Below are 12,633 nucleotides of genomic sequence, written 5' to 3' on the forward strand. Positions count from 1 at the left end.
AAATTTGAAAAGTACCTTAGGTAAGCATACCGCCATCTACATTTAAAACTTGGCCTGTCACATATGCCGACAAATCAGAAGCTAAAAATAGGCAGGCATTGGCCACGTCTTCTGGAGAACCGCCTCTTTTTAACGGAATAGCATCGCGCCAACCTTGAACTGTTTTTTCATCCAGCTTATCGGTCATCTCCGTTTCGATAAACCCTGGAGCGATGGCATTGCAACGAATATTTCTTGAACCAAGTTCTAAGGCCACTGATTTCGTGAAACCGATCATACCGGCTTTAGAAGCCGCATAGTTGGTCTGGCCAGCGTTGCCCTTTACCCCCACTACACTACTCATATTTATAATAGAACCTTTACGCTGTTTTAAAAGGGTACGTTGTACAGCCTTAGTCATGTTAAATACAGATTTTAAGTTGATTTCGATTACGGTATCAAAATCATCTTCACCCATACGCATCAGTAAATTATCTTTTGTAATTCCTGCATTATTAATCAGTACATCTATTCCGCCAAAATCATCCAAAACAGCAGCAACCAGCTTTTCTGAATCTTCAAAACTTGCCGCGTTACTTTTATATGCCTTGGCTTTAACCCCAGCACCAGAAAGCTCTTTTTCCAAGGCTAAAGCTGGGGCTTCACTTGAACTATAGGTAAAGGCAACATTGGCCCCATGTTCTGCAAAGACTTTTGCAATTCCCATCCCAATTCCTCGGCTCGCACCAGTAATAATAACATTCTTGTCTTGTAAGAGTTTCATATACGTAAGCTATTAGATAACAAATATAAAAATATAAGAACCCTGCAAAAAGCAGGGTTCTATTTATTTTAAACGATATTACAAATTAATCTTTAATGGGCATTGGCGTTTCATAGTTGAATAAATAATCTACATCCAATTCTTGTACCTCACCCAATTTGGCCAATGCTTTGACATCTACATCATTTTTATTGCCTACAACCATTACATCGTAGGTTCCATTCTTGATATTTTCATTAAAAAAGGTAGACAAATCTGCAAGTGTCATATTTTTAATACTGTTATATATCTCTTCCTTATTATTCTCGGTAATTCCTCTTTTCTTCATTCTTTCAAAACTCCAAAAGATATTTGCTTTGTCCGTTCTTTCTGCAGCCAATTTCTTCAATGTAGCTTCTTTGGCCGAATTAAAATTATCTTCTGCTTCTGGCATATTGTTCATTAATTCCAACATTGATTCAACCGCTTGATTCAATTTATTGGCCTGTGTGCCAATATAGGCGTAAGTATAATTAGGGTCACCTGCTTTTGACGCATTACTATAACTGGCAAACGCAGAATAAGCCAAAGATTTTGATTCTCTCAACTCTTGAAAAACAATTGAAGAAAGACCACTACCAAAATACGTATTAAACAAACGTGAGACAGCCATATGCTTGGGGTCAAAAGTATCCCCTTTGGATAAAAATAATAACTCTGCCTGTACCATATCGTAATTCACAAAATAGACGTTGTCACCTGTCTCTTTATGGACATATTCTTTTAGTTCTGGATATGGTTTTATTTCGCCTACTTTATGATTATTGGCTATTGCAGATTTTGCCTGCTCCAAATCTTTACCGTAATAGAAAAAGCGATGGTTATAATTCTTTAAGTCTTTTACAACATTAACAAGCTCTTCAGGATTCATTGCTTTTAGCTCGGCGATAGTAAAAATATCTCTCAGACGAGAATTTTCTCCATAAACGCCATAACTATACAATCCATTCCAAAGTATTTGACCCTTATCCGTCTTTGTGTCCTCACGAGATTTTGCTATTGATAAGACATATTTATCATATGTTTCTTGATTAGACTTAGCATTGTCCCACAGGCCTTCAAGTAACGATAAACCCTTGTCTAAATTTTCTCTAAGCCCTCTCAAATAAAGTATAGTCTGATCATTTCTAGCAGTGACACCGTAATCAACCCCAAGCTTATAGAACTCTTGGCTAACTTCATCTGGAGTCATGGTATCCGTACCCAAATATTTCAGGTAGTTAACGGCTAAGCTTAATTTTTTATCATGATCACTGCCCATATCAAATATGATGTTCATCTCCATCAAATCGTTAAGCTTATTAGGAACATAAGCAAGCTCTTGCCCACCATCTAAATCAACGGTTTCAATAGCTTCTTGATAGTTTATAAAACTAGGCTTGAGCCCAGGAGTTTCCATCTTTTCAAAATTGGCAACAAAGGCTGATTTTTTATCCCTATTCAATTCAATAGGGGTAATACCAGGGTTTTCAACCTTCACCAAATCTTTCACCTCCCCTTGTCTTTTATAAACTGCAACGTAATTATCGGCGTAATATGAATTTGCGAAATCAACAAGCTCTTGCTTAGAAACTTTTTTCATCTTATCAAACATGCTAATTCTATCTTTCCAATCTTGAAAGTGAACAAACGCATTTACATAATCATAGGCAACATTAGATGCATTTTCATAATTACGCATTTGACTTAGTTTTAAATCATTTATCACCGCATCAATAAGCCATTCTTCAAAGTTTCCTTTTTTAATTTCATCTATTTGACCTAAGATTAGGTCTTTTACCTCTTCTAAAGTCTGGCCAGATTTTGGGTTGCCATAAAAAATATGCATCCCATAGTCGTTCAAAAACTGCGTGTACGAGCCCGCGCCCTGAACTAATTGTTTTTTATTCAAGTTTAAATCGATAAGACCTGCCGTAGAATTATTGAGGATCATATCAATAAGATTTACTTTTATTTCATCCTCGCTTCCCATTGCTTTCCCTCTAAAAGCAATATTTACTCTTTCATTTTCAGGACCAAAAACTTCGCGTTCAACTATACCTTGCAGTGGGTCTTCCGTTGGGCGCTCTGGGTGGTTGACTTCTTTATATTCAAACTTGCCAAAAGTGTCATTTACCTTTTTTATAGTATCGTCAAAATCAATATCACCCACTAAAATAATAGCCATATTGTTAGGCACGTAATACTTGTTGAAATAGTCATGAATGGCCACCATTGAAGGATTTTTTAGATGCTCTGAAACACCAATAGTTGTTTGCTGACCATAGGGGTGCTTTGGAAACAAGGCGTCATTCATAGCATAAGCAGCTCTTCTAAAATCGCTGTCTTGACCTCTATTAAATTCCTCATATACTGCTTCTAGCTCCGTATGGAATATTCTTAAAACTAATTGACTAAAACGTTCACTTTCAACATGTAACCATTTGTCTAGGCCATTACTTGGAATTTTATTCACATACACGGTCTCTTCATGCCATGTCCACGCATTAGTGCCTTCTGCCCCGAGAGAACTTACCATTTTATCATATTCATTGGCAATCGATAGTTTTGAGGCTGCATTAGAAACTTCATCGATTTGTTTGTATATAGCTTTCTTTTTATCAGAATCACCCTCTGCTTTATGCATTTCATACAAATTGGATATAGAATCTAATAACACCTTTTCTGATTCCCAATCTTGGGTACCTATCTCATCGGTACCTTTAAAGACCATGTGCTCCAAATAATGCGCAAGACCTGTGTTGTCAGCCGGATCATAAACAGACCCTGCCCTAACGGGAATAAAGGTTTGAATTTTTGGCTCTGCTTTATTTTGACTTAAATAGACCTTTAAACCATTTTCTAAAGTATAAAGTCGTAAGCCCGTTGGGTCATTTGAAACAGATTCATAGGTAAAGCCATTTTCATCTGTATTTGTTGTTACTTCAAATGTGTCTTCTGCAGTCGGTTTTTTGCAACCTGCTAACACTAACAGTAATAATGTAGTAAATAAGAATGTTTTTTTCATTTTCCGTTTTTTGATTAGTCATAAAAAAACCATCAATTGAAAACAACTAATGGTTCACTGTAACAAAATATGTAGACTTAGCGAATACTACAACTACATTACCACTTCTTTAACTTTTTTACCTATTTCAGCGGGCGAATCAACAACGTGAATACCGCATTCTGACATAATTTTTTTCTTAGCCTGAGCCGTATCATCACTGCCTCCGACTATAGCACCAGCATGACCCATAGTACGGCCCGCGGGAGCTGTTTCACCTGCAATAAAACCAACAACGGGTTTTTTACTGCCACTCTCTTTATACCAATGTGCGGCATCGGCCTCTAATTGACCTCCAATTTCACCAATCATAACAACACAGTCCGTTTCGGGGTCATTGATCAGCATTTCAACAGCTTCTTTGGTCGTTGTACCTATTATTGGGTCTCCACCAATACCTATAGCCGTAGTAATTCCTAATCCCTGACGCACTACTTGATCGGCCGCTTCATACGTTAACGTACCTGATTTTGAAACGATACCGATATTTCCTTTTTTGAAAACAAAACCTGGCATGATACCTACTTTAGCTTCACCAGGAGTAATAACACCAGGACAGTTAGGACCTACCAAAGTACAGTCCATATTTTTTATATAGTTATTTGCTTTAACCATATCAGCTACAGGAATACCTTCTGTGATGGTGATGATAACCTTAATTCCCGCATTAGCAGCTTCCATTATTGCATCAGCCGCGAATGCTGGAGGAACAAAAATAATAGAAGTATCTGCTCCAACTTTTTGCACAGCCTCTTCTACTGTATTGAATACAGGTTTATCCAAATGTGTTTGACCACCTTTGCCTGGCGTTACACCACCAACGATATTGGTACCATACTCTATCATTTGTTCAGCATGAAAAGTACCTTCGCTGCCTGTAAAACCTTGTACGATTATTTTTGAATCCTTATTTACTAAAACACTCATAGTTTTTTCTTTGTTAACGTTGACAAAAATAGTGGTTTGAAAAGCAAATGAAAAGTAATCATCAGCTATTTATTTTCTAATTTTTTAAGAATTGACGGCATATTTTTAATGGTGGCCAGTTCTTTCATTTTGGCTCTTGCCTCTACCGCAGGGCTCCCAAAATAGGTTTTGCCACCTTCAAGTGAGTTAGCAACACCAGATTGTGCATAAACTACAACACCTTTACCAATAGTAATTCCGCTTATAACCCCTACTTGACCCCACAAGGTAACTTCATCTTCTACGACCACACAACCAGCAATACCGGTATGTGAAGCGATTAGGCATTTTTTGCCTATCACCGTATCATGCCCAATTTGTATTTGATTGTCAAGTTTACTGCCTTCACCTATTGTTGTATCACCTGTGACTCCCCTGTCTATAGTACAACTAGAACCAATATCTACATTGTTTTCTACGACAACCTTACCGCCGGATACCAATTTGTCAAAACCTTCTGGCCGTTTTTTGTAGTAAAAAGCATCAGCCCCTAAAATAGTTCCAGCATGAATGGTTACATTGTCACCAATAATACAGTCATCATAAATAGCCACATTGGAATGTATGAGACAATTATTACCAATTTTTACATTGTTTCCAACGAAAGAATTTGGTTGAATTACAGTATTCTCACCAATTGTTGCCGTCTCGGAAATTGATGCATTAGAGGCTACAAATGGCTTAAAATGTTTAGTAAGTTTATTGAAATCCCTAAACGGATCATCAGAAATTAAAAGGGCCTTCCCTTTCGGACAATCAACCACCTTATTTATTAAAACAATCGTAGCAGCCGAATTTAGGGCTTTGTCGTAGTATTTGGGATGGTCTACAAAAACAATGTCGCCTGGTTCGACCACATGAATCTCATTCATCCCTAAAACCTCAAAATCTGAAGCCCCAATAAACTCAGCATCTATTAAACCTGCAATTTCTTTTAAGGTATACGGTTTTGGAAACTTCATTCAGATTTATTCTTTTACCCGCTCTAAATAAGCTCCTTTTTCGGTATCAATCTTAATTTTATCACCTTCGTTGATGAAAAGTGGCACATTAATTCGTGCTCCTGTTTCTACTACAGCTGGTTTGGTGGCATTTGTAGCCGTATTACCTTTTACACCAGGTTCTGATTGGGTTACCTCTAAAATAACACTTGCAGGCATTTCTACAGAAAGTGGCATGCTGTCTTCGGTATTGAACAAAACCTTGACCACTTCCCCTTCTTTCAATAAATCAGGTGCATCTAAAGTTTCTCTTTGAAGCGTTATTTGATTATAATCATCTGTATTCATGAAATGATAAGTATCACCCTCTGGATACAAATATTGGTAGGATCGCGTTTCAACACGAACATCGTCAATTTTATGCCCTGCGGAAAAAGTGTTGTCAATAACCTTGCCGGTCGTAACGCTTTTTAGCTTTGTTCGCACAAAAGCCGGTCCTTTACCAGGCTTCACATGTAAAAACTCAATAATTTTAAAAATATCATGATTGTATTTGATACACAACCCTTTTCTAATATCTGATGTACTTGCCATAATTAATTTGTGCTAAAATATCCTTTCATGATTCCACGTTGAGAATCTCTTATAAATTGTAGTATTTCGTCTCGTTCTGGAGTCGCTTCCATTTCGGCCTCGATAATTTCGGCCGCTTGGGAATTATTGTAATTTTTTTGATAGAGTATTCTATAAATATTCTGAATTTCTCTAATCTTGTCTGATTCAAATCCTCTTCTTCGTAATCCAACAGAGTTTATACCAACATACGAGAGCGGTTCACGTGCGGCCTTAACAAAGGGAGGAACATCTTTTCTAACCAAAGAACCTCCTGTTACAAAAGCGTGCTTACCTATCGATACAAACTGATGCACAGCAACCATACCTGCCAAAACTACGTTCTGACCAATGGTTACATGCCCGGCCAATGTAGAATCGTTACTGAAAATGCAACCATCACCGACAAAGCAATCATGAGCAACATGGCAATACGCCATAATCAAACAATTTTTGCCTATTACGGTTTTCATGCGGTCTGCGGTACCTTTATTTATTGTAGCGCATTCTCGAATTGTAGTATTATTGCCTATTTCTACTGTAGTTTCTTCTCCTTGATATTTAAGATCCTGTGGCGGTGCGGAAATTACGGCACCTGGAAAAATATTGCAATTCTTACCAATTCTAGCACCTTCCATAATGGTCACATTTGAACCGATCCAGGTTCCTTCGCCAATAGTGACATTATTGTGTATGGTAGTAAAGGGCTCTATCACTACATTCTTTGCAATTTTTGCCCCAGGATGCACATAAGCAAGTGGCTGATTCATATTATTCGCCTTTTGTTTTAACTATTTGGGCCATAAGCTCGGCTTCTGATACCAATTTTCCATTTGCATATGCATATGCCTGCATATGGCAGATACCCCTTCTAATTGGGGAAATCAAGTCGCATTTAAAAATCAAGGTATCGCCTGGTACTACTTGCTGCTTAAATTTTACATTATCAATTTTCATGAAGAAGGTAAGATAATTTTCTGGGTCCGGAACGGTACTCAACACTAGTATACCACCGGTCTGAGCCATTGCTTCAACTTGTAAAACACCAGGCATTACTGGCGCACCAGGGAAATGACCAACGAAGAAAGGCTCGTTCATGGTTACATTCTTTACGCCTACCACATGCGTATCGGACAACTCCAATATCTTATCGACCAATAAAAATGGAGGGCGATGCGGAAGCATATCCATAATTTGATTGACATCCATTAAGGGGGTCTGATTCAAATCATAACTGGGTACCTTATTTCTTCTTTCTATCTTAATGATCTTGGCCAGTTTTTTTGCAAACTGCGTGTTTACATAATGCCCAGGTTTATTGGCTATTACCTTGCCTCGAATACGGGTTCCGGTCAATGCCAAATCTCCTATTACATCTAATAATTTATGACGAGCGGCCTCATTGGGTTGATGCAAGGTAAGGTTATCTAAAATTCCATTGGGCTTAACGGAAAGCTTCTTTTTATTGAAAGCCTTTTCTAGCTTTTTCATGGTGGACTCAGAAATTTCTTTATCCACATAAACAATAGCATTGTTTAAATCACCGCCTTTTATAAGTCCGTGTTCTAACAACATTTCAAGTTCATGTAAAAAACTAAAGGTCCTAGCATTGGATATTTCATCCTTAAAATCGGACATTCTCTCTAAAGTTGCATTTTGGGTACCTAACACTTTAGTACCAAAATCAACCATTGTAGTTACCTGATATTCTTCAGAAGGAATTATAGTAATTTCACTACCAGTTGCTTCATCCTTATAGGAGATTACATCTTTTACAATGTACTCATCGCGCTCTTGTTCTTGATCTACGATTCCAGCCTCTTCGATAGCTTCCACAAAAAACTTGGAAGACCCATCCATTATTGGAGGTTCCGGGGCATCCAATTCAATCAGCACATTGTCCACATCAAGACCTACCAACGCCGCAAGAACATGCTCTGAAGTCTGTATTTTTACGCCATTCTTTTCCAAATTGGTGCCACGCTGCGTATTTATGACATAATTTGCATCAGCTTCAATAATAGGTTCTCCTTCTAAATCAACACGCTTAAAAGCATAACCGTGATTTTCTTGTGCAGGAACGAACTTCATGGTGACGTTTTCACCCGTATGTAGCCCAACACCTTTTAATATTACTTCTTTGGCAATTGTACGTTGCTTCACATCAATCGTTTTTATTGTCAATTTTCTTTTCTAAATTATGTATTTGATTAACCAGTTTTGGAAGGTTCTTAAAATGCACATAAGATTTATTGTAATCTCCATAATTCAAAGCAGGTGAGCCTTGCAGCACTTCATCATCCTTAACATTTCTTCCAATACCTGATTGTGCCTGAATTCGTACTCGATCACCAATAGTGATATGGCCAACGATGCCTACTTGACCACCAATCAGGCAGTGCTTACCAATTTTGGTAGAACCGGCCACACCGGTTTGAGCGGCTATTGCCGTATGTTCACCGATTTCAACATTATGTGCTATCTGTATCTGATTGTCGAGCTTCACCCCTTTTCTAAGAATCGTTGAGCCTAAAGTTGCGCGGTCTATCGTAGTGCCAGCACCTACATCTACATTATCTTCTAAAATTACATTGCCCGTTTGCGGCACCTTACTATATTCTCCTTTTTCGTTCGGGGTAAAACCAAAACCATCGGCCCCGATTATGGCACCACTATGAATTACACAACCATTACCAATAATGGATTCTGAATATACTTTTGAACCGGCAAAAAGTTGAACATTATCACCTATGGTTACATTATCTCCAATGTATACATTTGGATAGACTTTTACATCATCACCAATCTTAACATTCTCACCTAGATATGAAAAGGCCCCTAAATAAAATCCTTTGCCATAACTCGCACTTTCAGAAACAAAAGACGGACTTTCAATGCCTACCTTATTATTTTTTACTTGATTGTAATATTCTAAGAGTTTTGAAAAAGACTTGTAGGCATCTTCGACCTTTATCAACGTTGTAGAAAGAGCCTGCTCAGGTATAAAGTCTCTATTTACGATGGTTATTGAAGCCTTTGTGGAATAGATATAGGGGGTATATTTTGGATTCGCCAAAAAGGTCAGAGAACCTGATTCTCCCTCCTCAATTTTAGAAAGTTTATGAACGGCGGTCTCTGGATTACCTTCAACTTCTCCTTCTAAAATTCCGGCAATTTGGGTGGCAGTAAATTTCAAACGTTTAAAATTTTATACTTTGTAAAAACAAAATTCTCATAAAATTTAAGGACGTGTGTAACTACTTGCTTCACGCGTTCTCTCATTTAAAATAAATCCAGAATTAATGAAATGTTCTGGTTTTACTTTTTGAGTATCGTTTCATTTTGGCAAAAGTAAGAAAATTTGTCAAACGCTTTCCTTCGGATAGCAAACATAGTACTTCGTAACCGTATTTGACAGTGCCTTTAAATTGAGATGGTCAGATGCTTTGGCCACATCTGTAAGCTTACCATTTTTTCTTAGAATGTTGATATTCTGATACTTCTCATTGTAAGCCCTATTGCTAATTACTCCTGAAAAAACGAAATAAGACAATTCTTCTTCCTTGACCTTATAATTCGCCATCACCCACTCCTTTTTTGTAGAAATTCTATTATCTTCAATAGGCTTGTTCTTGATTTTTATGTGTAACAGATTCCTGTTTAACAACATTGAGGCTAATTTAGATAGCACAAAATCTGGATGCGACTGCCAAGATTTTAATGCAGCTAAAACATCAACATCGTCAAGCAAAGCGAATATTTTTAATGCCTCATTCTCAAAATCAAGAGAAGTATTTTGCTCTAAAAAAAATAACAAGGCCTTGGAAGCGGCTACTTCCTGCCCTTCTAAAATAAGTTGTCTCGCTCTTTTGATAACTTTTATTACCAATTGCTCGGCTACTAAACTGGTCTTATGTAAATAGACCTGCCAATACATAAACCTACGGGCCATTAAAAATTTTTCGACCGAATAGATGCCTTTTTCTTCAACCACCAGTTCATTATCATAGACATTAAGCATAGTTATCAACCGATCAGAACTGATATTTCCTTCTGCTACCCCAGTATAGAAGCTATCTCTTTTTAAATAATCCAAACGGTCCATATCCAATTGACTGGAAACCAATTGGTTTAAGAATTTCTTGGGATGTTCTCCTTTAAAAATAGAAATCGCGGTACTTAAAGCGCCATTGAACTCGTTGTTCAAAGATTTCATAAAATATAGGGAGATTGCTTCATGATCCGTATCTAAAACCAAAGTATGCTCAAGCGCATGGGAAAAAGGACCATGACCTATATCATGCAATAAAATTGCTGCCAACAAACCAGTTTCTTCTTCTTCGGTAATTTCCACTTTTTTAAAACGCAGCACTCGAATCGCCTGGCGCATAAGGTGCATGCTGCCTAATGCATGATGAAAACGCGTATGATGGGCACCCGGGTAAACCATAAAAGACAAGCCCATTTGCGAAATTCTACGAAGTCGTTGAAAAAAAGGATGCGCAATCAAGTTGAAAATAAGTTCACTGGGAGTGCCAATAAAACCGTAGATTGGATCGTTAAATATTTTAAGCTTATTGGTCTGTGCCAAGTTTAATGATTTTTGAACATTTGTTTTTCAAATTTATGCATTACTAGTGAGACCCTATAGTAAAGTTCAGGGTCGGTTCAACTATCATTTCTAAAAGCTTACTTTTAAAAACGAGTTTCACTGATATGAAGAAGATTTCCATTCTGTGGGTCGATGACGAGATAGACCTACTAAAACCCCATATTATATTTCTTGAAAAGAAAAATTACCTAGTCACCACATGCCAAAGTGGGCAAGAAGCCATTGAAGAAATCGAAAAAACAACTTTTGATATTGTTTTTCTTGATGAAAACATGCCAGGAATTTCTGGATTGGAAACGCTTACGGAAATTAAACAAATCGATGTCTCACTACCTGTGGTAATGATAACCAAAAGTGAAGAAGAATACCTTATGGATGAGGCTATCGGAAGTAAAATTGCCGACTATCTGATTAAACCCGTAAATCCAAATCAAATTTTATTGAGTCTAAAGAAAAGCCTTGACAATTCTAGACTGGTATCTGAACGCACCACGGCCAACTACCAACAAGAATTTCGGAAAATTGCGATGGACCTTTCTATGGTCAACAGTTATGAAGAATGGGCCGAGTTATATAAAAAATTGATTTTTTGGGAGTTACAGTTGGAAGAAATAGAAGATTCTAGCATGTTCGAAATTCTAGAATCGCAAAAGGTTGAAGCAAACTCGCAGTTCAGCAAGTTTATAGACAAACGCTACACCGATTGGTTTGAAGATGAGGATGGCCCCATAATGTCTCACACCCTTTTTAGAAAGCTTATCAAACCCGAATTAAAGGATGAGAAAACGCTATTGGTGGTAGTTGATAATCTACGATACGATCAGTGGTTGGCTTTTGAAGAAACCCTTTCTACATTTTATAAAAAGAAAAAAGAAGTACCCTATTTCAGTATTTTACCTACTGCCACCCAATATGCCCGAAATGCCATATTCTCTGGCCTTACCCCTTTGGATATGGAAAAACAGCACCCCAATTGGTGGAAGAACGATACCGATGAAGGCGGAAAAAATCTTTATGAAAAAGAATTTCTAGGAGCACAATTAAAACGATTGGGGCTTGACCTGAAGTGGGAATACCATAAGATCAGCAATCTTAAGCAAGGGAAGCAACTGGCCCATAATTACAAAGCACAGAAAGATAATGATTTGACCGTTTTGGTATACAATTTTGTGGACATGCTGTCCCACTCCAAAACCGAAATGGAAGTTATAAAAGAACTGGCAAGTAATGATAAAGCCTACCGTTCATTGACGGTAAGCTGGTTTAAAAACTCCCCGCTTTTAGATATTATCCAACAAGCGCAAAGTTTAGGACAAAAACTGATCATTACTACGGATCATGGCACTATAAATGTTAAGCATCCTTCTAAAGTCATCGGGGATCGGGAAACCAGTTTAAACCTACGCTATAAAACAGGGCGTAGTCTTACGTATGAGGATAAAGACGTTTTGGCCGCAACGGACCCTAAGAAAATCCACCTGCCCAATATCAATGTAAGTAGCTCTTATATTTTTGCTAAAAACGATTTGTTTTTTGCCTACCCCAACAACTATAACCATTATGTAGGGTATTATAGAAATACCTATCAGCACGGAGGCGTAAGTTTAGAGGAAATGATCATTCCTTTTGTAGTTTTGGAGGCAAAATAATTCTA

The 12,633-nt window shown here is 37.6% G+C and carries 10 protein-coding genes; 1 reads left to right on the forward strand and 9 read right to left on the reverse strand.

Annotation, left to right across the window (positions count from 1 at the left end):
• Positions 1 to 16 precede the first annotated feature (16 nt).
• The 9 genes from fabG to ACFSQJ_RS01970 form a co-directional block, all read right to left on the reverse strand.
• A complete protein-coding gene (fabG, locus tag ACFSQJ_RS01930; RefSeq protein WP_377765100.1) occupies positions 17 to 763 on the reverse strand; it encodes a 3-oxoacyl-[acyl-carrier-protein] reductase in 747 nt (248 codons plus the stop codon).
• An 85-nt stretch (positions 764 to 848) separates the two neighbouring features.
• Entirely contained in the window at positions 849 to 3,809 is a 2,961-nt protein-coding gene (locus ACFSQJ_RS01935) for a M16 family metallopeptidase (protein ID WP_377765102.1), read from the reverse strand.
• 93 nt (positions 3,810 to 3,902) lie between these two features.
• Positions 3,903 to 4,775, reverse strand: a complete 873-nt coding sequence (sucD, locus tag ACFSQJ_RS01940; RefSeq protein ID WP_377765103.1) for a succinate--CoA ligase subunit alpha — start codon at positions 4,773 to 4,775, stop codon at positions 3,903 to 3,905.
• A gap of 65 nt (positions 4,776 to 4,840) precedes the next feature.
• Positions 4,841 to 5,776 carry a UDP-3-O-(3-hydroxymyristoyl)glucosamine N-acyltransferase gene (locus tag ACFSQJ_RS01945; RefSeq protein WP_377765104.1) on the reverse strand — a complete coding sequence of 312 codons (936 nt, stop codon included), beginning with the start codon at positions 5,774 to 5,776 and terminating at the stop codon, positions 4,841 to 4,843.
• Between the two features lie 6 nt (positions 5,777 to 5,782).
• Positions 5,783 to 6,349 carry an elongation factor P gene (efp, locus tag ACFSQJ_RS01950; protein ID WP_377765106.1) on the reverse strand — a complete coding sequence of 189 codons (567 nt, stop codon included), beginning with the start codon at positions 6,347 to 6,349 and terminating at the stop codon, positions 5,783 to 5,785.
• Positions 6,350 to 6,351: 2 nt separating this feature from the next.
• Positions 6,352 to 7,137 (reverse strand): acyl-ACP--UDP-N-acetylglucosamine O-acyltransferase, encoded by a 786-nt coding sequence (gene lpxA / locus ACFSQJ_RS01955; RefSeq protein WP_377765108.1) that lies wholly within the window; start codon positions 7,135 to 7,137, stop codon positions 6,352 to 6,354.
• A 1-nt stretch (position 7,138) separates the two neighbouring features.
• On the reverse strand, positions 7,139 to 8,536 hold the full coding sequence (locus ACFSQJ_RS01960) for a bifunctional UDP-3-O-[3-hydroxymyristoyl] N-acetylglucosamine deacetylase/3-hydroxyacyl-ACP dehydratase (RefSeq protein ID WP_377765163.1): 1,398 nt from the start codon (positions 8,534 to 8,536) through the stop codon (positions 7,139 to 7,141).
• Positions 8,532 to 9,563 carry a UDP-3-O-(3-hydroxymyristoyl)glucosamine N-acyltransferase gene (gene lpxD / locus ACFSQJ_RS01965; RefSeq protein WP_377765109.1) on the reverse strand — a complete coding sequence of 344 codons (1,032 nt, stop codon included), beginning with the start codon at positions 9,561 to 9,563 and terminating at the stop codon, positions 8,532 to 8,534. Before lpxD ends, ACFSQJ_RS01960 begins: the two co-directional genes overlap by 5 nt.
• A 168-nt stretch (positions 9,564 to 9,731) precedes the next feature.
• Entirely contained in the window at positions 9,732 to 10,958 is a 1,227-nt protein-coding gene (locus tag ACFSQJ_RS01970; protein WP_377765111.1) for an HD domain-containing protein, read from the reverse strand.
• 125 nt (positions 10,959 to 11,083) lie between these two features.
• Here ACFSQJ_RS01970 and porX point away from each other — a divergent pair, with 125 nt between their 5' ends.
• Complete coding sequence (gene porX / locus ACFSQJ_RS01975) at positions 11,084 to 12,628, forward strand: T9SS response regulator signal transducer PorX (protein ID WP_377765112.1); 1,545 nt, start codon at positions 11,084 to 11,086, stop codon at positions 12,626 to 12,628.
• Positions 12,629 to 12,633: the final 5 nt, after the last annotated feature.

The organism is Croceitalea marina (assembly GCF_042684265.1).
Lineage (GTDB): Bacteria > Bacteroidota > Bacteroidia > Flavobacteriales > Flavobacteriaceae > Croceitalea > Croceitalea marina.